At 37.9% G+C, this 21521-nt stretch carries 19 protein-coding genes and 1 pseudogene; 6 read left to right on the top strand and 14 right to left on the bottom strand.

The window, feature by feature from the left end:
* Window positions 1-16: 16 nt before the first annotated feature.
* The 7 genes and pseudogenes from ADU73_RS07515 to ADU73_RS07485 form a co-directional block, all read right to left on the bottom strand.
* The gene (locus ADU73_RS07515; RefSeq protein ID WP_046872296.1) at window positions 17-1102 is read right to left on the bottom strand and encodes a DUF871 domain-containing protein; all 1086 of its coding nucleotides are present in this window, start codon (window positions 1100-1102) and stop codon (window positions 17-19) included.
* 18 nt (window positions 1103-1120) lie between these two features.
* On the bottom strand, window positions 1121-1582 hold the full coding sequence (locus tag ADU73_RS07510; RefSeq protein ID WP_046872297.1) for a hypothetical protein: 462 nt from the start codon (window positions 1580-1582) through the stop codon (window positions 1121-1123).
* Between the two features lie 211 nt (window positions 1583-1793).
* Window positions 1794-3116 (bottom strand): annotated as a pseudogene (gene celB / locus ADU73_RS07505) (PTS cellobiose transporter subunit IIC).
* A 315-nt stretch (window positions 3117-3431) separates the two neighbouring features.
* Window positions 3432-4178, bottom strand: coding sequence for a MurR/RpiR family transcriptional regulator (locus ADU73_RS07500; RefSeq protein ID WP_226996029.1), 747 nt, complete (start codon window positions 4176-4178; stop codon window positions 3432-3434).
* Window positions 4179-4314: 136 nt separating this feature from the next.
* On the bottom strand, window positions 4315-5766 hold the full coding sequence (locus tag ADU73_RS07495; RefSeq protein WP_046872300.1) for a 6-phospho-beta-glucosidase: 1452 nt from the start codon (window positions 5764-5766) through the stop codon (window positions 4315-4317).
* Window positions 5767-5841: 75 nt separating this feature from the next.
* Window positions 5842-6144, bottom strand: coding sequence for a PTS lactose/cellobiose transporter subunit IIA (locus ADU73_RS07490; protein WP_414477500.1), 303 nt, complete (start codon window positions 6142-6144; stop codon window positions 5842-5844).
* A gap of 249 nt (window positions 6145-6393) precedes the next feature.
* Complete coding sequence (locus tag ADU73_RS07485) at window positions 6394-6708, bottom strand: PTS sugar transporter subunit IIB (protein ID WP_046872302.1); 315 nt, start codon at window positions 6706-6708, stop codon at window positions 6394-6396.
* Between the two features lie 384 nt (window positions 6709-7092).
* Between ADU73_RS07485 and ADU73_RS07475 the strand changes: the two genes are divergently transcribed.
* The gene (locus tag ADU73_RS07475) at window positions 7093-7794 is read left to right on the top strand and encodes a GntR family transcriptional regulator (RefSeq protein ID WP_046872304.1); all 702 of its coding nucleotides are present in this window, start codon (window positions 7093-7095) and stop codon (window positions 7792-7794) included.
* A 55-nt stretch (window positions 7795-7849) separates the two neighbouring features.
* On the opposite strand, the gene ADU73_RS07470 is transcribed toward ADU73_RS07475, so the two are convergent.
* Window positions 7850-8563 (bottom strand): GntR family transcriptional regulator, encoded by a 714-nt coding sequence (locus tag ADU73_RS07470; protein ID WP_046872305.1) that lies wholly within the window; start codon window positions 8561-8563, stop codon window positions 7850-7852.
* A gap of 196 nt (window positions 8564-8759) precedes the next feature.
* Between ADU73_RS07470 and ADU73_RS07465 the strand changes: the two genes are divergently transcribed.
* The 4 genes from ADU73_RS07465 to ADU73_RS10525 all read left to right on the top strand — a co-directional run bounded on the left by ADU73_RS07465 (window position 8760) and on the right by ADU73_RS10525 (window position 13408).
* On the top strand, window positions 8760-10133 hold the full coding sequence (locus ADU73_RS07465) for a glycoside hydrolase family 1 protein (RefSeq protein WP_046872306.1): 1374 nt from the start codon (window positions 8760-8762) through the stop codon (window positions 10131-10133).
* 178 nt (window positions 10134-10311) lie between these two features.
* Entirely contained in the window at window positions 10312-11622 is a 1311-nt protein-coding gene (locus ADU73_RS07460) for an IS1380 family transposase (protein WP_062913350.1), read from the top strand.
* Window positions 11623-11863: 241 nt separating this feature from the next.
* Window positions 11864-13219 (top strand): PTS sugar transporter subunit IIC, encoded by a 1356-nt coding sequence (locus tag ADU73_RS07455; RefSeq protein ID WP_046872307.1) that lies wholly within the window; start codon window positions 11864-11866, stop codon window positions 13217-13219.
* A gap of 12 nt (window positions 13220-13231) precedes the next feature.
* The gene (locus tag ADU73_RS10525) at window positions 13232-13408 is read left to right on the top strand and encodes a hypothetical protein (RefSeq protein WP_155387000.1); all 177 of its coding nucleotides are present in this window, start codon (window positions 13232-13234) and stop codon (window positions 13406-13408) included.
* Window positions 13409-13460: 52 nt separating this feature from the next.
* On the opposite strand, the gene ADU73_RS07450 is transcribed toward ADU73_RS10525, so the two are convergent.
* Together ADU73_RS07450 and abc-f are read right to left on the bottom strand one after the other, a co-directional pair.
* Complete coding sequence (locus tag ADU73_RS07450; RefSeq protein ID WP_046872308.1) at window positions 13461-13772, bottom strand: hypothetical protein; 312 nt, start codon at window positions 13770-13772, stop codon at window positions 13461-13463.
* A gap of 125 nt (window positions 13773-13897) precedes the next feature.
* Window positions 13898-15406 (bottom strand): ribosomal protection-like ABC-F family protein, encoded by a 1509-nt coding sequence (gene abc-f, locus ADU73_RS07445; RefSeq protein ID WP_062913349.1) that lies wholly within the window; start codon window positions 15404-15406, stop codon window positions 13898-13900.
* A 388-nt stretch (window positions 15407-15794) separates the two neighbouring features.
* Here abc-f and ADU73_RS07440 point away from each other — a divergent pair, with 388 nt between their 5' ends.
* The gene (locus ADU73_RS07440; RefSeq protein WP_046872291.1) at window positions 15795-17162 is read left to right on the top strand and encodes an ISLre2 family transposase; all 1368 of its coding nucleotides are present in this window, start codon (window positions 15795-15797) and stop codon (window positions 17160-17162) included.
* A gap of 303 nt (window positions 17163-17465) precedes the next feature.
* Here ADU73_RS07440 and ADU73_RS07435 read toward each other — a convergent pair whose 3' ends face one another.
* From ADU73_RS07435 to ADU73_RS07420, 4 genes are all read right to left on the bottom strand, one after another.
* Window positions 17466-19001, bottom strand: a complete 1536-nt coding sequence (locus tag ADU73_RS07435; protein WP_062913348.1) for a multicopper oxidase family protein — start codon at window positions 18999-19001, stop codon at window positions 17466-17468.
* A gap of 83 nt (window positions 19002-19084) precedes the next feature.
* Complete coding sequence (locus ADU73_RS07430; protein WP_046872314.1) at window positions 19085-19534, bottom strand: universal stress protein; 450 nt, start codon at window positions 19532-19534, stop codon at window positions 19085-19087.
* 163 nt (window positions 19535-19697) lie between these two features.
* Window positions 19698-19934 carry a hypothetical protein gene (locus ADU73_RS07425; RefSeq protein ID WP_046872315.1) on the bottom strand — a complete coding sequence of 79 codons (237 nt, stop codon included), beginning with the start codon at window positions 19932-19934 and terminating at the stop codon, window positions 19698-19700.
* Window positions 19935-20066: 132 nt separating this feature from the next.
* A complete protein-coding gene (locus ADU73_RS07420) occupies window positions 20067-21434 on the bottom strand; it encodes an ISLre2 family transposase (RefSeq protein ID WP_046872291.1) in 1368 nt (455 codons plus the stop codon).
* Window positions 21435-21521: the final 87 nt, after the last annotated feature.

Raw genomic sequence — 21521 nt, 5'->3', positions numbered from 1 at the left:
TTTATAACTATTTATATTATTTTAGTTCAAATGTGCTCCATGGTTTAATATAATCCAAAAGGAACAAATCATCATCCGTTAAATGACCAACCACATTCCGGCGACCATCATTTGGAAATGCCTTCAATGCAATTTGAAGTTCTCCTTTATATCGACTATATACATCGTTAACCACGATGATATCGCCACGCTTAAAATCTTCTAGTTCATGGTGAGCAGGAATCTCTTTATCCTTATACCAAACACGTGGCATGGTATCACGTAATAGGTAATCAGATGCATCGCCTCTATACAAATGAGGTTTACCAAGCGCAACTAGTTTTTCATTTTCCGTCAAATCGTCCACAAAGTTTGCATGTAAAACGGGGTAACGACCGAAAAATGCTTTTGAAGCAGCTTTTAATTCATCTTCTGAAGCATAAGCATTTCCGATTAAGACATCGTCAATTAAGCCCGTCAATAATAAATGTTGAACTTGCGTATCAATTGGTAAGTGACGATCATCCTCAATCGTTGGCAAGCCATCTTGAACTGGCCAAGGACCGAATCCAGCTGCTTTTGAGCTCACAAAAGCGGCTGTGTTGATGTTATTTTCACGGAATAGTTTCGAACATTTTACAAAAAAGTTTTCGCCAAGTCCGGTATACTCTTGAGGATAAAAGTTATGACAACCCAATAGGTTTTGTTTATCAGGTGCAAAACTGAGAATATTCTCCAAGTAACGGGTTCCGTTACTCATGTTCACTTCAATCTTAATTCCGTATGGGTTACGGGTCATCCGGGCTTCTTCCATGCCAGTAAATCCTTCATCTAAACGTAATCCCCAGGCACCCAGATCATCAAAGAAAGAAAGATCATCATACGTAATTCCTAGTTGTTTAAACAAAGATGGATTCATATCCACCATGACTTTAAAGTCTAATGATTTCGCGTACTGCACAATTTTCTTGAAGTTTGCAACTACCGCATCTTGATCACCATTAATTTGTAATAGTGACGTAAAGACCCGTGTGTAACCATATTTATGTGCTAAATCTAAATATGCTTTATCTTTTTCAAATGTAGAATGTTCTGGATATAAAGAAATTCCTAATCGTCCCAAAATAATACCTCCTAAAAATTAAGCTGAAAATGCTCGAAATAATTGATAAATAAGAACTGCCGAACAAACTACGACAACTAGGACATTTGCAAGAAATGCAAAGACTTCGTTCCAAGCAAAATGTTCAATATCTGTAACTTGTTCAGATTTTCGACGGATCTTGATACTAACGTAACTACCACCAGAAATTAATAAACTAACGAAAGGAATAATGAATAGCGCATTTTTATTAACCACGAGTCCCCCACCCATGGAAACACGATTATTTAACATAGGTGTTGTCAATACCGCAATGACCAAAGGGATAAAAGAAATCACTTCGCTTAGTCCAAACCGTCTGTACGCCATATCTTGCGCCCATCCAGGTAGATCCTTAATACTAGTTTGTTTCGTCTTGGTTTGTTCTCTAATCTTATCCACATTGGCCTGGGCATTACGCTCAACAGCTGAACTTGGTCGATTTTTTTTATGTTTACTCATGGTTCTCGCTCCTCTTTTTAAACACTCAATTTCTCATTCACTCTTAATTATACTCACTTTAATGAAGCGCTTGTATTTTAACCAAAATTATTTGAAACTGATTCTTCCGAAACGGGTTTAAAAAGACAACTTCTTTTCAAGCCCTCTGCTTCTTACTAAAAAATCTGCCGAATGATTTCGACAGATTTTATTAAAACTTACAAACGAATGTTTAGTTCTTTGCAGCAGCTTCTGCAGCTTCTTTGTCAGCAACTTTTTTTTCTTGTTTCAATGCTTGACGATCAGCAATCTTGAAGAATGGATACCAGATGGCACCACCGATTACAAAGTTAACTAACTGAAGAACAGCACCAGAAATGTGACCAGTTGCCAACCAACCTGAAATAATTGGCGGCGTTGTCCAAGGAACAGCAACACCCATGGTTCGTGCTACCAGACCAGTCTTCATTGATACGTAAGTAGTAACAACAGAAACTAATGGAACAACGATAAATGGAATCGCCATAACAGGGTTCAAAACAATTGGCAAACCAAACATAATAGGTTCGTTAATGTTGAACAGTGCAGGTGCAGCAGCCAACTTACCAATGGCCTTCAAGTTTGCTGATTTAGCAAAGAAGAACATCATTAAGGCAAGTGAAATAGTTTCACCAGAACCACCAGCATGGACGAAGTTATCAACAAATTGTTGACTGACAACGTTTGGAATTGGTTTGTGTGCTTTAACAGCAGCAGCATTTTGTCCCATTTGACCCATCCAGATTGGTGCCATGATACCACCAACAACGTTGGCACCATGAATACCGAATAACCAAAGGAATGAAACAAAGAATTCAGCTACTAACGCACCCCAGATTGTCCCACCAACGGCCGTCAAAGGCTTAGACAAGATAACTGTGATGATGTTTGGAATCGTCTTAAACGCTGTGAAGCTAACGCCAATTCTGATTAACCAAACAACTGAAATAATAACGAAGCCAGGAATCAATGCAGAAAAGGCATTCCCAACTGCGGGTGGTACTGTGTCTGGCATATGGAACTGCCAGTTCTTATGAATCATCCATACATAAAAATCAGTAACGAACAATCCAACCAATAGGGCTTCAAACAGTCCCATTGAACCTAACATTGTCAAAGGCACGAACGTGTTACCAGCCTTATCAGTAGTCAATGGAATTGTAAGTAAAAAGGCACCTAAAGAAATCATACTTGCTGACAGTGCATCAACACCATCATACGACTTAGCTAATTGATAAGAAATACCAATTACCGCAACCAACCCAATAATTGAGAATGTTGCATTTGTCGCCCAACCAACAACAGTTGCTCAGTTAGGACCGAACACCGAACCCATCCAATTAATGTAGGCCGGAATTGGAAACTGACTAACGATCATGAAGACTGAACCGATAATGATTAGTGGCATTACCAGCGCAAATCCATCACGAAGTGCAACCAAATGACGAGAAGCAGCCATTTTCCCTGCTAAGGGAATAAGCTTATCCTGCACGAAGCTGGATTTTTTCTCACTCATGTAAAACCCTCCCAGATATCACTTGCAACGAAATATAAATAGCAAAATCTAAAATAATAAGCATAACTTTGCAAGTGATAAAGTTTATTTGAAATCACACTGTGTGCGCTTTCATCTCCTTTAATATAGCACATTTAGATATTTGTGCCTACCTATTTCAAGAAGAAAACTTAAGTTTTTATTAAAAAAAACATGTTTCGAATAGAAACATGTTTCAAATCTATGATTGGTTTGCTTTTAAAAGTGGTTGTTTAAAGTCCATAATGGGATTGTTTCCAAACTGGTACGGGCCAATTTAAGCGTTTTCTTATTTCTTTAAAAAGCCGAATCTTTTTTCCCATTTGTAGATTTCAAAAGATCTTTATGAGCTATAATGCCAATTTGTTCGAGAAGAAAAACAACCGGAATTTGCGATGTCAGATTCAAATCTGCCATTCGTACCTCGGGAACATTATATGAAATATTAAAATCCACGAGTTGCGCTAATGTAGAATAGCGATTGGCCGTAATTGACATCGTTCTGGCGCCATTTTCCCGATAAAATTTGGCTTGATCCAGAACTTGCATTGTTTCCCCAGAAACTGACAACAAGATTAGCAGTGTATCAGAAAAATCACGTCGTGCCAAGGGTTTAGGCTGAAAAGGATCCGTAAAACTTAGCGTATAAAGACCGTAATTTGCTAATAAACGTGATCCATATTGGGCAAGGCTTCCACTCGTTCCCAGTCCAAAAAACAAACTGGTATCGGCATCAACAATAAATTGAGCGGCCTGACTAATCTTATTGAGAAAGTGATCATCATTAACTTGATCAAAAAATTGACCCATCGGAACTGATTGCTGTTGTGAAGGTTGTTCAACCTCTATTTTTTGTTGGCGTTTCAACGCATATTTAAATTCTGAATGCCCATCAAAATTCATTTTTCGAAGAAATCGCAAAATGGTGGTTGGGGATACGTGACTTTTCTTAGCCAATTGTCGAATGGTCATGTTGGCCACTTCGGCCGGATGAGCAATAATATATTTATAGATACTTAGTTCCAATTGATTTAATAACTTCACTCTTTCGTATGGAAACACATACTTCACCTTCCCTATATATGATTACACCTTAGCACATCCCACCAATTTGTGGAACAAGTTTCAAATAAAAAAAACAGCCAACCATTTTATTAGCTAACTGCTTTTAAATCAGGTTCTATTTTTCTGAAATATCTTCTCCGTTTGAAGCAATAACTTTCTTGTACCAGTCAAATGAATCTTTCTTGGAACGTTTTAGCGAACCATTTCCTTCATCATCCTGATCAACATAAATAAAGCCATAACGCTTCTTCATTTCACCAGTGCTGGCCGAAATGAGGTCAATGCATCCCCATGGTGTATAACCCATGAGATCAACGCCATCTTCAACTACAGCCTTTTCCATCGCTTCAATATGATCATGGAAATAACTGATTCGATAGTCATCATGAACGCTACCGTCGGCCTCTTTTTTATCATACGCACCAAAACCGTTTTCAACGATGAACATTGGTTTATGCCAACGATCTTGCATCCAATTCATGGCGTAACGTAGACCGATTGGATCAATTTGCCAACCCCAGTCAGATTTCTCTGTATAAGGATTATCGACCTGATCTTTCGATTCTGTATAAACATAATCTGGATTATCTTTTCTATATTTTGTAACAAATGACATGTAGTAACTAAAACCTACATAGTCAGCTGTTCCTTCCCGTAAATCCTTGGCATCTTGTTCAGTCCGATCAATTTTAAATCCTTTGCGTTCCCAATATTTTAGAACCCAATTTGGATAAAAACCGTTTGCCTGAACATCGCCGTAGTAATAGCGGGTTTGCATAGCTCGTTCAGCTGCCATAACGTCCTTTGGATCGGCCGTTAATGGATAGATTGGACACATTGCAATCATGTCACCAATTTGGAAGTCAGGATTGATTTTATGGCCAATCTTAACAGCTTGGGCGCTGGCAACCATCTCATAGTGGGCTGCTTGATACATAGACTCTTCCCAATTATCATCCTTACCTAATTGGAGACCAGAATTCTGTAGCATTGGATGAGGATCGTCCCAAGTAGTCTGATTATTAATTTCGTTAAATGTCATCCAATATTTAACTTTATTTTTATACCGTTTGAAGACGGCCTCTGCATAATTGGTGAAGAAACCAATTAACTTTCGGTTTGACCAACCGCCGTATTCCTTAACCAAATGATAAGGCATTTCAAAATGAGACAACGTCACAACGGGTTCGATGTTGTATTTTAAAAGTTCATCAAATAAGTCATCATAGAATTGAAGTCCTTCTTCGTTGGGTTCTGTTTCATCCCCATTAGGAAAAATTCGGGTCCAAGCAATTGATGTCCGGAAACATTTAAAGCCCATTTCAGCAAATAACTTAATGTCTTCTGGATAACGATGATAAAAATCAATTCCCCAATGGTTAGGATAAACTTCACCATCTTTTACACCATCAGTAACGCGGCGAGGATGATCTTTATCTCCCGCAGTCATGATGTCGGCAATACTGACGCCTTTACCGCCTTCTTGCCAGCCACCTTCTAATTGGTGGGCTGCAACAGCACCACCCCAGAGAAATCCATCTGGCATTCGCATTTTTTGTTCACTCATTTTTTGCACCTCAATTTAATATTTTTTAAAACAAAAGCAGCCCAAATGAAACATCATTGGCTGCTTTTTGATTATCTAATCCTCAACTTTAACGCCATCAAGACGTTTGTATAAATCAACAATTTCGCCAGCCAAGTCACGAAATGTAATTGCATTCATAATGTGATCTTGTGAATGAACTGTTAATAACGTAACTTTGGCATGAATCCCGTTTGCTTCATCAGTTAACATGCCAGTCTGAGAATTGTGAGCTGCTGTCAAGAAACCATCAGATTCTTTTAATTTAGCATCTGCTGTTTTATAGTCACCCTTTTTTGCGGCATTAATTGCCTCAAATGCAGAGCTTTTAGCATTCCCACCATTCATAATCAAACCCATGATTGCTTCTAGGTTTTGTGGTTGTTCTTCTGATGATTCTTCTGTCTTCTCTGTCTCTTTTTTGTCTTCAGCCATTATTTAATTTCTCCTTTTCTCCTTGCAGGTCTTCACACTCGGCTATTTTAGCCAAACTGAACATCCTGCTCTCTCAATGCTTCATTCGAATCATATAAAAACGGAAGCAATTTCTGTTTCCGCTTTCAAAATTATATAAGCACATTTTTTAAAAATGCGCTAAGACCGGTACGCTTATTTCACGCCCATTGTCTTGAATGCTTCAGCCAAAACTTTTTCGCCATTCATCATGCCATAATCTTGCATGTTAATAACTTCAACTGGAATATCTAATTTGCTCTTGAAGTTGCTTTCCATGTAACGAACCTGGGGTCCAAGCATTAAAATGTCTGGATGTTTTTCTTCCAATTTGTTGGTAGCATCAGAAGCCGCTGTTGCAAAGATTTCTGTATCAACGCCCTCTTTTTCTGCTGCCTTTTGCATTTTTGATACCAAAAGACTTGTTGACATACCTGCTGCACAAACTAACATAATTGTTTTTTCTGCCATGATAATCACTCCTATAATTTTGTATTATTTTTGTTATTAACGGTCTTTTGTAAAACCGTTTTCATTACAATTGAATTGTAACTCGTAGGTACAAATTTTACAAGTATGTTTCTCGATTTTTTTAAAAATAAACTTGCTATCCCTCTCATGTCAGTAAAAAGATTAATATTTATAAAATAAATGAATATAATTTGTTCCTTATTCATTAAATTCAATTTTCTTGAAAACGCCCGTTTTAAAGGAAAAGTATGCTCTTATTGTAAATAATATGTGCTTTTCCTATCAAACTAGTTGACTATTAAACCGTTTTCATTACAATAAGGAATGACATAGGTAGGTACAAATTGACCTAGTTAAATAATTTGAGATTGGAGGTAGCCTTCAATGTATCATGACATTGCGGATGATTTGATTCATTCAATAGAAAATAAGCTCTTTAGTCAAAAGCTTCCCACTGAACATCAGTTGATGGAAAGATATAACGTCAGTCGCAACACCATTCGGAAAGCCATCGATATTGTGGCCCAAAAGGGATTGGTCCGCCGTGTTCAAGGCAGCGGCTATTTCATTAATGATATCAGTCAGGCTAAACACACTGTTGTGAATTTAACCATGGGCAATAGTCGCACCCGGTATCACACACAGATGACATCTAAAATTGTGACTTTTGACGAAATTCATGCAGATGAATCCTTGGCAAAAGAATTTGGTGCCCGTAATGGTGAGGCGTTGCATCGCATCATCAGGCTCCGCTACATCAACAAGCAACTTTATAGTCTCGAATATGCCTACTATGTTAAAAGCGAGGTTCCTTCCCTATCTTTAGTTAGTATTAATCATTCGATTTTCGATTACATTGATCGAAAATATGGCATTCGAATTAATAACTGTGATCAATATTTGTCTCAAGATAAGTTAACAAGTGAACAGGCAAACTTGCTTGGACTAGAACCTAAAACAACTTGTATGGTCTTGCAGCAATCAAATTATTATAAAAATGATGTGCTTTTTAATTTTTCCCAAACCATTTATGTTTACCCGAATCTTAGCTTCTATTTTCATGTGACAAATCAGTCGGGAAATTAATACTTAATGTTTCTAAAAAGGCTTCCTCAAAATGAGGAGGCCTTTTTTGTTTAACCTAGTTCTTCAAATTTACATCTGCAGTCACTTGGCTCGTTTGATATGGAAACCGTGACTTTGAAAATTCAAAAGGTTCACCATCCTCGAGATAGCTAACCTGCTGAATAACAAGCACTGGTTCCCCTTCCCCTATACCCAAAGCCTTAGTGTCTTGTTGTGTTGCCTTGTCTGCCTTCACAATTCGATGTGATCCAGAAATTGTTAAATGGCATTTATCCATTAAATAACTATAAATAGAGCCTTCCAAAATTTCTCTTGTAATTTGCGCAACTGCAGTCGGCATGATTGTATGTTCATAACTATAAACTTTTTTATTAATGTAACGTACTCGATCGATCACATAAACCGGCTCGGTCGCTGTAATCATCAAGTTAGCCTGCTCTTCTTGATTTGGCAACCGTGCATCTAAGTTCAATACTTTACTAGTCACCTTTTTATTAGGATGTGTGCGAGTTGTCCCAAGCGGTTTATCAATGGAATTCCCTTCATCTAAGTTTTGTAAATAATCCTTCCGTACAAAAGTTCCTGCACCACGTTTTGTATAGACAATTCCCTCAATAATTAACGATTGAATTGCCTTTCTAATTGTGATCCTCGTTGTATCGTAAGCTTCAGCCAACTGGTTCTGATCCGGTAATAATCCACCAGCCTTAAAGTTACCATTAACAATTTCTTCTCTAATTTTTTCAGATATTTCTTGATATTTATACATTTTATTTTCCTCTGATCTCTTATTAAATCCATTTTACCCTTTTAAGTCCTTATTTTATACAGCATTTTACAAGATACACTGTTTCAATACTACGGTCATTAAAATAAATGTATATACTTTTTAAATAAAAGACTTTACATAGTTATTGTTATGGTTATATAATGAAACCGGATTCAAGAAAGGCGGAGATAGAAATATGAAAAAAGAAATGCCCAAAGACTTCCTTTGGGGAAATTCAGTGTCAAGTATGCAAACAGAAGGAGGTTATAACGAAGGCGGAAAAGGAAAGTCCGTCTATGACACGTTTCCGGCCACAGAAAACTCTTCGGACTGGAAAGTTGCAATTGATGATTATCACAACTACCCCGAAGATTTAGATCTTATGGCCAACCAAGGAATGAACTGTTATCGATTCCAAGTTTCCTGGAGTCGGGTTAATCCAGAAGGTGATGGCAAATTTAACGAAGAAGGCATCAAATTCTACGATAATTTAATTAATGAATTATTGGCCCGCCACATTCAACCAATGATTTGCCTTTATCATTTTGATATGCCGCTTCATCTTGCCGAGCAATACAACGGCTTTTCAGATCGTCATGTAGTCAATGCGTTTATTAAATATGGCGAGAAAATGATCGATTGCTTCGGTGATCGGGTTAAGTATTGGATCACCTTTAATGAACAAAACTTATATTCGACATCAGAAGCATTTCGGATTGCAGGCTATCTTAAAGGTGATCGAACTGACGACGAACTGTATCAAATCTCACATCACGTCATGTTAGCTCATGCAGGTGTTGCCAACTATCTACATAAACAAACAGATGATTTAATTGGTGGGATGCTTGCCTATAGTGAAGTTTATCCAGCTTCATCCCTACCAAAGGATGTGCAATATGCGCGTCAAATCGATGAATTCTTGAACCGCAACTTGTTAGACGTTTTCGCGAATGGTCACTATTCAAACGAAGTTCTTACTTTTGTGAAGAATCATGGCATCAACATGGACTTTACCGAAGCGGATCAAGCCGTATTCAATCAATTATCTAGTGACTTTATCGCATTTAGCTATTATCAAAGTGTCACGATCAGCAGCACTATCGTTTCAGATGGTACCCTCCCAAATTATTATCTAGACGCTGGTGGCAAAGAAAATCCATTCTTGAAGGTTTCCGAATGGGGTTGGTCCATTGATCCACTTGGTTTCCGTGATATTCTCACAAAAACGTATAACAGTTATGGCATCCCAATGTTTCCAATCGAAAATGGGATTGGCGTTCGCGAAACCTACGATGGTCACGAAATTCAAGATGACTATCGAATTGAGTATCATCGCGCCCACATCCAAGCCATGAAAGATGCCATGTTTGAAGATGGTGTTCCAGTAATTGGCTATCTTGGTTGGGGATTAATTGATATTCCAAGTTCTTCTGGGAATATGGAAAAACGTTACGGAATGGTTTATGTCAATCGTGGTAATCATGATTTACGCGACATGAAACGCATTCCAAAGAAAAGTTATGGTTGGTTTAAAAAAGTCATCGCCTCAAATGGCAATGATCTTAAATAAATTACTCAAACCTGAAATATTCATAGTAAAGGACCCAACGTCAGTGAATTACCACAGTCACTGACGTTGGGTCCTTTTTTATTTGCACCTTTTGGGTGCGCAAATTTTGTATGCAAAGAGCTCCCTTTTCTGATATAGTTATTATCGCTAAAAAAGAACCATCAGAAGGAGAGCTCCTATGACAACTTTACAGGAAAAGCAAGTCCATTTCAATTCTAAATTACATATTTCTCACACTGGTGGTGAACTTTCCAGTGATGCAGGCTTAGTGCTCATCAAAGAGATCATGCATAAACTTGATTTCGCAAACCTTGCTGAAAAACTAGTTTCATTTAAAGACCAGCGACGCTATTACCAGCACAGTAATGTTAGTCTAATGGAACAGCTATTATTACAGAAGATTGCTGGCTACGCCACCGATCAGGTTGCTACCAGTTTGCGTTTTGATCCTATTTTTAAATTGCTACTTGATAAACCTGCTATAGCTTCGCAAGCTTCTATTTCGCGATTTTGGCAACGTTTTGATGAAAAATCTGTCGCTTCTTTACAAGTGTTAAACCAGACTCTGCTTGACCGAGGACGCCTGACTACTAATCAAACGGAACTAATCATTGACGTTGATTCGACTCATTCTGATACCTTCGGTAATCAAGAAAGCAGTGATTTCAATGCTCACTATCAAACGAACGGCTTTCATCCATTGGTTGCTTTCGATGGTCAAAATGAAGCTTTTTTAGCGGCCCAATTGCGACCAGGCAATGTTTATACCAGTAAGGAAATCCGTCCATTTTTAGAACCTCTATTACAACACTATCAAAATAGTCTGCCTTGTACTGAAATCCTGGTTCGTGGAGATAGTGGCTTTGCCACACCAGAACTCTATGATACTTGTGAAGAAAACAAGGCATTTTATTTGGTACGTTTAAAAGCTAACCGCCGATTGCGTGATTTGGCTGAGGGCTATGTACGAATTGACGATAAACAACAATGGGATCAAACCGAGATTCACTATTATTCGGCTAAATATCAAGCTGGTTCTTGGAATCAACCTCGCCAAATCTATATTAAATCAACGCGTGAAATTGGTGAATTACTCTTTAATCATGAATATGTGCTTACCAACTTAACCAAATTAACACCGGAAACAGCCTTCGAATTATATCAACATCGTGGTCAAATGGAAAATGATATTAAAGAAGCCAAAGAGGGTTTCTTTTTCGACAAAACTAACAGTACCGGTTTTATTGAAAATCATGCACGGATGATGCTGAGTGTCTTAGCTTATAATTTAGTAAGTCTCTTCAAACAACTATGCTTACCACCGCAACACGTCAGTGTGCGTGTTGGAACGCTCCGTCTTTGGCTGTTTAAAATTGCAGGAAAGTTAGTTCGAAGTGGTCGAAAACTATATTTAAAATTAAGTAGTTCGCACGTTTACCAAAAACTGTTCTATCAGGTATTGGCCAAGATTCAACAATTACATTGGTAACTATCGAATTGTGTCAAATTAATCAAAATTTTCAAAATAGCTCTTAATGAGTTTATTTGGAGTACATAAATTTTGACCTGCACATCACTTTCGATTTAAAAACTTGCTATTTCCTTGTTGTAGAAGCCCCAAAGTTAAACCCATTAAAAAAAATAGCCCTTGCAAGGGCTATTTTTTAAATACATAAGCATTATATTTCGATCTATGAATATTTCAGGTCAAATAAAGGAGGAAAAAACTTATGAGTGAAGATAAAAACCAAAGTTCAAGTGATAAGCTTGAAAATTCGAGTTTTATTACTAAGTTTACCGAGGTCTCCGTTAAAGTTGGTAACTGGGTTTATCTCCGTTCCTTACGTGATGCTTTCGCAGTTATTTTACCTGTGTTTATCATTGCTGGTCTGGGTGTACTACTCAATAACACTGTATTTACATGGATATTTCATGGGGACACATTAACAAAAGTACAGGTTTTCGGCAATGCAATTAGTAATGGTACTTTAAACGTTGCTGGATTATTAGTCGCCCCTATGATTGGATATGCTTTAGCAAAAAATAAGGGTTTTAATGATCCAATTGCGGCATCCGCAATGTCACTAGCTTGCTTATTAATTATGATGCCAGGAAACATTTCCTTAGGTACCGTAGCATCAGGCGGTGCCAAGATGGCCACCGTTACAGGCGGAATTAGCTATCTTAATGCTGGTACTCAAGGAATGTTTGGTGGTATTATTGTTGGTTTACTAGCCACCGGTATTTTCATTAAATTGTCAGGCTACAAAAGTTTACAGATCCATTTAGGGGACAATGTTCCACCTGCAGTTTCATCATCATTTAGTGTCTTGCTCCCTGCTTTAATCTTAATGTCAATTTTTGCTATTGTTGCTGCATTATTATCAGGCTTTTTCAATACTGATTTAATCAATTTGATCAAAACTTGGATTCAAGAACCATTACGTGGCTTTAATACAAACATTGTTGGTTTTTGTGTTATTTACACCGTTGCCAACTTCCTATTTACACTTGGTATTCACCAAACTGTTATTTCTGGAACTTTGATGGATCCCTTAGTCTTAATTAATATGAATGCAAATATGACTGCATATGCACATTCTCATTCATTTGCACATATTCCAAATATCATCACAACATCATTTGTAAGTAGCTACACGTTGATTGGTGGTTCAGGAAGTACGATTTCATTAATCATTGCCATTTTAATTTTTAGCAAAGTTAAATCCTCACGACAGGTTGCCAGCTTATCATTGGCTCCAGGAATATTTAACATTAACGAACCAATGATCTTTGGTTATCCAATCGTTTTCAACTTACCAATGATGATTCCTTTTGTACTATTTCCAACTATTGGAAGTATCATCGGATATGCCGCAACTGCAGCTGGTTGGGTACGGAGAACCGTGATTCTGGTTCCCTGGACAACACCGCCACTAATTGGGCCTTATCTCTCAACGGCTGGTGATTGGCGAGCTCCTGTGCTTCAATTGTTCATTATTATTCTCGGTGTTTTTCTTTATCTTCCATTCATGCGAATTAGTGAACGTGTTGCTAAAGTACAAGCCGAACAACAAAATGCTTAGGTCGTGATATTTATGAACGGAAAACTAATCTTTAGTTTAATTGGTGCAATCTTCATGTTGATTTTGTCGATTGTTGATCTCGTATCATTTGGCCTGACAATCACCACTGTCAGTACCATTGCTATCTTTATTCTATTCAGTTATGATCTATACAAAGTTTGGAAGCTTAAAGATCAGAAATCAAAGTAATCAAAAAAATGAGATTCGCAATTAAGCGAATCTCATTTTTTGATTTCAAAGATTATTCTAAAACAAACTCATATTTTCTTTGCATCCCCATAAATAAGACTTCTTTATTTACTTTCTGAATAATATACTTACCAGCATTTGTTGCCTGAACTTCTTTTCCAACCTGATAAGCATCACTGTTTAACACGCTGAGCTTGCCAGTTTCATAAAACCAAACATAAGTATAAAAGACTTTGCTATCATCGTCCGTTGGTTCAATTTTCATTGAAATGGACTTGTTAGCTCTCACTAACAGCCATAGTGGAACAAAAATACAAAGTAATCCCAAAGCCGTCAATAAAACCGTGTAAATCAAATGAGCCATGTTCAGATCTCCTTTAATAGTTTGTATATACTTTTTAATTTTAAGTATATCCGTTTACACTCATTTTACCATAATCTGTCGCTTTTTTTACGTATTTTTTTCAGTTTACTCAACGATTTTCCACGCTACTTAATCGTTTTCAACTCCACCACATCCGTCGTCACATGTTTAATAAACTCACGATCGTGTTCGATAATCAGCATGGAAGGCTTTACTGAAGTAATTAGTGTTTCCAACTGTTCCTGATTAAAGATGTCCAGATAATTAAGCGGCTCGTCCCACAAATATAATTCTGCTGGAATCGATAAAGATTTTGCCAACTCAACCTTTTTCTGCTGGCCCATACTCATGTGTTCAATTTTAGTCGTAAACACGTTGCGTTCCAGGCCAAGCTTGTGCAAATTATTTAAGAACTCCTGGTAATTTAGATGTTGTTGTTCGGCAAATTGCTGCAGGGTTCCTCGATTATCATCATAACTTTGACGCACATAACTGATTGTTAAATGCTGCGGTTGCACAATCTCACCGTTTATCTTGCCAGTAAAATCTCCTAAAATGGCCCGCACCAATGTGGATTTCCCAGCACCATTCGGTCCAACAATCCCAACACAATTACCTTTCTTTAGATCAAACGAGATCGGCTCAAACAGTGGTTGCGAAGTGTCTTGATACTGGAGAGTTAACTTTTTTACTGTCAACAACCGATCATGATAACTGGGTTGGAAATTCATCGTTAAAGGATCAATATACTCAATATTTTTCAGCAATTTTTCTTTTTCATGAATATCATTTTCCATATGCCGCTTCAAAGTTAGTGACCGTTTCATTGTGCGGGCCGCGCGGGCGCCAATCGCACCCGTATCGTATACTGCCCCGCTGCCCTTCTTATGCGGATTTCCATACTTATCGCCCTCTTTAGACCGTGACCACTCAGCCTTTTCTGCCGCAGTCTGTTTAAGGCGTGTGATACTCTTCTTGAGTTTGGCATTCTCCATTTTTTCATGGATATCCGACAATTTTTTCTGTTCCTCATAAGTGGCAAAATTGCCTTGGTACATAAGAATATTCGATTTTTCAATCGATAATGTGTGATCGGCCACCTGATTCACAAAGTTACGGTCATGACTAATCACAATAAAGCCTTGTTTCTTTTGTTTTAAATAAGCCGCTACTTGGTCACGGGCTTTGATATCCAGATGATTCGTGGGTTCATCAATCAGAGAAAAATTAAACCCTTGTGTAAACAGACTGGCTAAGAGAACTTTGGTCTGTTCACCACCAGATAAACTGGTAAACTTTCGCCATAAAATATCGGGATTCGTTCCCAATAAATTTAATTCGCGTTCTACTTTCCACTGCTCATCAACCCCCAAATCATTTAACACATAAAAAGTCAGTTGATTGGGATTCGTGATTGTTTGGGGGAAATAATCAAAGGCTAAGTTGGCTATGATCGTGCCTTGATAAGCCAATTTATTTTGCAATAGGTTTAAAAAGGTCGTTTTACCGCGACCATTACGTCCAATCAAACCGAGTTTCCAATTACTATCCAGATTTAGATTGACATGATCAAATAACAGATTTCCTTGTGTTTCATAACCAAACGTAAGATTTTTAATTTCAATTTTAGACATATAGGTACCTCATATTTCTAGCTTTTTTCAAGACTAGCTAAAAATGAGCATACAAAAAGACCTGCTCATCGAGAAAGATTAGCTGATCCTGAAAAACTGCAGAGCACTCCCTATGACAGGTTTACTCACAGATTCAACAGAATTAGCTTAATTTCTCAATGGCAGATCCCTCACTTTTATAATTTTCTAAAGTATAGCATGGTTCACTGGTACCGTCTATGATTACAATTTATCTCATGCATATTTAATAAAAAAAATTTTAAGTTAGTGTAAGGTTTTCCTAGATGGTCAATAAAATTCTAGGAATATTCATTTTGAGTTGAATATATAGAAAAAGACCTGTAGCCTTTTAATCGACGAAGATTAAAGGAAGGGATACAGGTCTTTCATGTATATTTTAGCAGATTTTATTGAATCATTGGGAAATTTAGACAGTTTATTTGATTTAGAGGAGCAGGTAATTCTTCATCTTAGGAAGTCATTCCAGCTGGTTGTAGCTGAATATCTGAGGCAATTAGATGAAACACTCGTTCCATCAATTCCGGCAGAAAATACATTCATTAATCGACAGGCCAGAACAATTGAGTTTATGTTTGGCGCCGTGAATTTTGAAAGAAGATGTTATCTTCGACCCAATGGAAGTTATTACTTCCCGTTGGATGAACAACTTCAGTTGGAAGAAAGAAAAAGAATTTCACCTTATTTTAAAAGTGTCGTTGCCAAAATTGGGCAAACGACAACGATGAGAAATACGGCCGCAATGATCAATCTGGCAAGTCAGACGGATATTAGTGCCTGGTCAGTAGACCGAATTATCAGAGACATGGCAGATACCGTGAAGACAGAAGAAAAATCGTCCGAAGAGAAACTAGTTAAGAAACGAAAAGTTGAAAACTTAGTGGTTGAAGGCGATGCCTTTGAGATACACAAAATTAATCGACGAAGACAAGACGTCCACCATTACATTGTTTTTGAATCAGGATTAGATGGAACAAGATCAAACAAAGTTGAGTTTGTTGGTATCAATCAAAAAAAGGTTCAAAAACGAGTAACTGACTACATTGAGAAGTATTATAAAATCAGTGAAATGACCGTGTTTACAGCAAGTGATGGTGGCCCAGGGTATAACCCGAAAAGTATGCGAGAAATAGTTCCGAGTGCTCAAAGAGTTGAATTTACTATCGATCGGTATCACTTTGTCAAAAAGATTAAACAAACCTTTGGTTTATTTAATCCATTGGTTGATAAGGCCGTTAAGAGCGTTAGCCTGTATGATCAGAATCAGTTAAACGTTATTTTAGATACATTTGAGTCGCAAATTAAAACTGATAAGGAACTTGAGAGCCTAAGGGTCCTAAGACAATATTTGGCAAGAAATTGGCAGTTTATAAAGTCTCCACACGATCGTGGCTTCATGAGGGTCGGCAAATTGGGATCCGTTGAAAGCTCACACAGAGCGTACACGTATCGAATGAAAAAGCAAGGCAAAGTATGGTCCGAAAAGGGCCTTGAGGCTATGTTGAAATTAATTGAAGCTCGGGTAAACGGTAAGCTAGATAAATACTTACGTGGTGGTTTAAGAAAGTTACAAGAGCTAACGATTGAGATCGCTACGGAATCATTGAAGACGTTGAGTTCAGCTCAGCTGAGCAACAAGCACCATTCTAAGCATATTGGAGTTCTTTCAGGTAAAATACCAGTTGATGCCCCAACAAGTAGCCCTATCGGAGCAATGGCAAAAATATTTTCAAACTAATTATTGTGTATAAATATTTGGTTGATTATAAGGCACCTAGGAAAACTTGACACATACAAGGTCAAATTAAAATTGATGTGACTGGTGCTGAAAAACAAAAACTGACAATGGACGATCTGTATAAGTACTTTGAGATTTGAAAATAGTTGTCCTGACACTTCGTTCTAACGTGTTGATAGATGTTTCTCTATCAACACTATTTTTGTGCAAAAAACACCATATTCTAGAACCGATCATGTTAATGATCAATTTAAAATATGATGTTCCCTTTTTAAAATATTAAAGATAGTCTAGAGGTACCTTTTACATCTTCATACCCATTTTTTCATAGGATCCCATGCCACCAAGCCACAAATCTTTGGGTTCAATGTTGTTTTCCTTAGCAAAGGCATTCATCAAAGTATCCATATCCATTAATTTATACGTCTTTGGATGCTCTGGATCATACGACTCAATCTGAGCCATCATGCCGCCGTCTTCGTGTTCAATAATATGACAGTGATACATGTAAACACCGGTATATTCGAATCGCACCTTAATTTGCACATGTTCATCTGGATTAACACTAACAGTATCCTTCCACCCATGCTCGTTTGCATAAGGGGCATGGCCGTTTCGGGAAACCACCAAGAATTGCGTCCCGTGAATATGGAAAGGATGGATCATACCACCCACTTTATCATTAGTGTTGGTAATGTCCCAAACCACAACGTCGCCAACTTTTTGGCGGGCATCAATTCGTTGCATATTGAATTTCTTACCGTCAATTTCTACTTCTTCGTCCATCCCAGACATCACCACATGACGAACATCGGTCCCTGGTGTAACTGGTAATTCAGGATCAGCAATCAAACGATCAGGTAATTTAGTGTCATCCTTTGCAAATGCATGAATACGAAAACGAACTAGCGGTACATCATCTGACATCAACGCTACTTCATCCCCATCATGATACCCAGCAAAGTTAACGATAAATTCATCACGTTCTGCACAGGTAATCATCACTTTTTTGAAGTACACTGGTTTGGGCAGAATCCCGCCATCTGAAGCAACTTGGGCAAATTCCAAGCCATCATTAAAGTGCAAACGGAATTCACGTCGGTTAGCACCATCCAACACACGTAAACGAATTCGTTGGGTGGTCACATCGATATAAGGATTAATTGTGCCATTAATCATGGCCGTTTTCCCTTGAACACCATCGGGATCATAGTCTGCCTTGTAGTCCCACTGATTATTTTCGTGGAAAGTCCGATCTTGCAAAACAATTGGAAAATCATCAACGCCATAGTTTCGTGGTAATGGTAATTTAGCTTCGACATCATCGGTCATGACAACCGGGGTGGCAAGTCCGTGCCAAACTTGCTGAGCAGTTGATGGACATGGATGGGCATGAAGCCACAACGTTGCAGCAGGTTGGTTGCACACAAATTCAATATCACTAGATTCACCAGGATAAACGGGCGCATGACAACCACCATCGATATAAGGACCAGGAACGTTTAGACCATGCCAATGAAAGGTAGTCAGCTCATGAAGATTATTTTTTAACGTGATATGAATTTTTTTACCGCGCTTAAAAATAATTGTCTTCCCAAGCAAGGCTCCATTGTATCCCCAGGTCTTCGTCTTTGGCCCAGGCAGCAATTGTGTTTCACCCTCTTCAGCGATTACGGTGTAGTACATATCCGTATCCGTTTCTTTGTCGGGTTCTAGAACAGCTGGAACTCGAAGCTTTTGTTGAGGTGCCGTGGATTCTTCAAGCGGTACATACCCACCATCATGCGTATTCCATGCTGGTTCATCAAAAAAATAATCGTCATAAACTTGCTTTGCCATTACTTTCAAGCCTTCTTTTTGAATTGTTTGTTTCTAGAATCATTCTAACTTGCCACGTACTTAATTTCAAGTTACCCGTTAGTTTAGCGAATCACTAAAACTGAAACTGGCGAATACTTAGCCATATAAGATGCCTGACTACCAAAGTATCGTGCAACTCCCGATCTAGAAGAAGAACCAATTACTAATAAATCTGGCTCAACATGTGGAATCACGTCTTTGACAATCGTTTCGCCGGCATCCCCTTCAGCAGTGTATGTTTCTACTTTTTTAATGCCAAATTCCTCGGCAACCTTGCGATACCCCTGCAAATGCTTTTCAAGGTCATCGCGTTTGTTTTGAATATAATCTTTGTTTAAAGCCTGATAAATATTAATTTCATCCTCTTCCAGAATAGAAACAATATCTAGTTCGGCATTATCTTGTTTAGCCCGGTTCATCGCGAATCGAAACGCCAATTGTGCGTCTGGAGAATCGTCAACCCCAACTAAAATCTTCGAAAAATGTTTTGGATCAAAGTGGCTTTCACTCATTTTAAATTCCCCCAGTAATTTGATAGTTTTTACAACCTAATTTTAACATTTAATTGCCTGTTCAACGACTAAAGGGCTTACATATTTTTTACAAAAAAAGAAAACCTCATTTTTCCTGAAGTTTTCTAAATGATTTGATTAATTCACGTATCTTAATCTATCTTTATTCCCAAGTAATTGCTTCAACGTCGGCTGGGCGATCTTTTTCCGTAATCAAATAACTGACTGCGCCGCGAAATGACAACATGCCAACCAATCCTTTTTCGGTAATCTTAATCGTTGAGGCTGAGGACATGTGAGCTAAAAGTGCTTCTTCAGCAGCCTCAAGATCCTCATATTTAAGATAAAAAGTCACAACGCGCCCATTCTCATAAGATACTTTAAACTCAAATTGTTTCAATTAATAAACTCCCTTTCGGCTTTATGCTATATCCTATCATACCCTGTTTAAAATACCAATATTTACAAAAACAAGGTATGTGTCAAGTTTTCCTAGGTGCCTTATAATCAACCAAATATTTATACACAATAATTAGTTTGAAAATATTTTTGCCATTGCTCCGATAGGGCTACTTGTTGGGGCATCAACTGGTATTTTACCTGAAAGAACTCCAATATGCTTAGAATGGTGCTTGTTGCTCAGCTGAGCTGAACTCAACGTCTTCAATGATTCCGTAGCGATCTCAATCGTTAGCTCTTGTAACTTTCTTAAACCACCACGTAAGTATTTATCTAGCTTACCGTTTACCCGAGCTTCAATTAATTTCAACATAGCCTCAAGGCCCTTTTCGGACCATACTTTGCCTTGCTTTTTCATTCGATACGTGTACGCTCTGTGTGAGCTTTCAACGGATCCCAATTTGCCGACCCTCATGAAGCCACGATCGTGTGGAGACTTTATAAACTGCCAATTTCTTGCCAAATATTGTCTTAGGACCCTTAGGCTCTCAAGTTCCTTATCAGTTTTAATTTGCGACTCAAATGTATCTAAAATAACGTTTAACTGATTCTGATCATACAGGCTAACGCTCTTAACGGCCTTATCAACCAATGGATTAAATAAACCAAAGGTTTGTTTAATCTTTTTGACAAAGTGATACCGATCGATAGTAAATTCAACTCTTTGAGCACTCGGAACTATTTCTCGCATACTTTTCGGGTTATACCCTGGGCCACCATCACTTGCTGTAAACACGGTCATTTCACTGATTTTATAATACTTCTCAATGTAGTCAGTTACTCGTTTTTGAACCTTTTTTTGATTGATACCAACAAACTCAACTTTGTTTGATCTTGTTCCATCTAATCCTGATTCAAAAACAATGTAATGGTGGACGTCTTGTCTTCGTCGATTAATTTTGTGTATCTCAAAGGCATCGCCTTCAACCACTAAGTTTTCAACTTTTCGTTTCTTAACTAGTTTCTCTTCGGACGATTTTTCTTCTGTCTTCACGGTATCTGCCATGTCTCTGATAATTCGGTCTACTGACCAGGCACTAATATCCGTCTGACTTGCCAGATTGATCATTGCGGCCGTATTTCTCATCGTTGTCGTTTGCCCAATTTTGGCAACGACACTTTTAAAATAAGGTGAAATTCTTTTTCTTTCTTCCAACTGAAGTTGTTCATCCAACGGGAAGTAATAACTTCCATTGGGTCGAAGATAACATCTTCTTTCAAAATTCACGGCGCCAAACATAAACTCAATTGTTCTGGCCTGTCGATTAATGAATGTATTTTCTGCCGGAATTGATGGAACGAGTGTTTCATCTAATTGCCTCAGATATTCAGCTACAACCAGCTGGAATGACTTCCTAAGATGAAGAATTACCTGCTCCTCTAAATCAAATAAACTGTCTAAATTTCCCAATGATTCAATAAAATCTGCTAAAATATACATGAAAGACCTGTATCCTTTCCTTTAATCTTCGTCGATTAAAAGGCTACAGGTCTTTTTCTATATATTCAACTCAAAATGAATATTCCT

This window comes from Pediococcus damnosus (assembly GCF_001611155.1).
In the GTDB taxonomy this organism is placed as follows: domain Bacteria; phylum Bacillota; class Bacilli; order Lactobacillales; family Lactobacillaceae; genus Pediococcus; species Pediococcus damnosus.
Note: the sequence above shows the minus strand (reverse complement) of the source record. Positions and strands in the feature narration are given on the sequence as shown.

What these genes read in the sequence shown, in the direction of transcription:
- ADU73_RS07510 (WP_046872297.1), bottom strand. Translation starts at nt 1,582, where the DNA reads ATGAGTAAACATAAAAAAAATCGACCAAGTTCAGCTGTTGAGCGTAAT.
- ADU73_RS07495 (WP_046872300.1), bottom strand. Translation starts at nt 5,766, where the DNA reads ATGAGTGAACAAAAAATGCGAATGCCAGATGGATTTCTCTGGGGTGGT.
- ADU73_RS07490 (WP_414477500.1), bottom strand. Translation starts at nt 6,144, where the DNA reads ATGGGTTTGATTATGAATGGTGGGAATGCTAAAAGCTCTGCATTTGAG.
- ADU73_RS07485 (WP_046872302.1), bottom strand. Translation starts at nt 6,708, where the DNA reads ATGGCAGAAAAAACAATTATGTTAGTTTGTGCAGCAGGTATGTCAACA.
- ADU73_RS07475 (WP_046872304.1), top strand. Translation starts at nt 7,093, where the DNA reads ATGTATCATGACATTGCGGATGATTTGATTCATTCAATAGAAAATAAG.
- ADU73_RS07470 (WP_046872305.1), bottom strand. Translation starts at nt 8,563, where the DNA reads ATGTATAAATATCAAGAAATATCTGAAAAAATTAGAGAAGAAATTGTT.
- ADU73_RS07465 (WP_046872306.1), top strand. Translation starts at nt 8,760, where the DNA reads ATGAAAAAAGAAATGCCCAAAGACTTCCTTTGGGGAAATTCAGTGTCA.
- ADU73_RS07460 (WP_062913350.1), top strand. Translation starts at nt 10,312, where the DNA reads ATGACAACTTTACAGGAAAAGCAAGTCCATTTCAATTCTAAATTACAT.
- ADU73_RS07455 (WP_046872307.1), top strand. Translation starts at nt 11,864, where the DNA reads ATGAGTGAAGATAAAAACCAAAGTTCAAGTGATAAGCTTGAAAATTCG.
- ADU73_RS10525 (WP_155387000.1), top strand. Translation starts at nt 13,232, where the DNA reads ATGAACGGAAAACTAATCTTTAGTTTAATTGGTGCAATCTTCATGTTG.
- ADU73_RS07450 (WP_046872308.1), bottom strand. Translation starts at nt 13,772, where the DNA reads ATGGCTCATTTGATTTACACGGTTTTATTGACGGCTTTGGGATTACTT.
- abc-f (WP_062913349.1), bottom strand. Translation starts at nt 15,406, where the DNA reads ATGTCTAAAATTGAAATTAAAAATCTTACGTTTGGTTATGAAACACAA.
- ADU73_RS07440 (WP_046872291.1), top strand. Translation starts at nt 15,795, where the DNA reads ATGTATATTTTAGCAGATTTTATTGAATCATTGGGAAATTTAGACAGT.
- ADU73_RS07435 (WP_062913348.1), bottom strand. Translation starts at nt 19,001, where the DNA reads ATGGCAAAGCAAGTTTATGACGATTATTTTTTTGATGAACCAGCATGG.
- ADU73_RS07430 (WP_046872314.1), bottom strand. Translation starts at nt 19,534, where the DNA reads ATGAGTGAAAGCCACTTTGATCCAAAACATTTTTCGAAGATTTTAGTT.
- ADU73_RS07420 (WP_046872291.1), bottom strand. Translation starts at nt 21,434, where the DNA reads ATGTATATTTTAGCAGATTTTATTGAATCATTGGGAAATTTAGACAGT.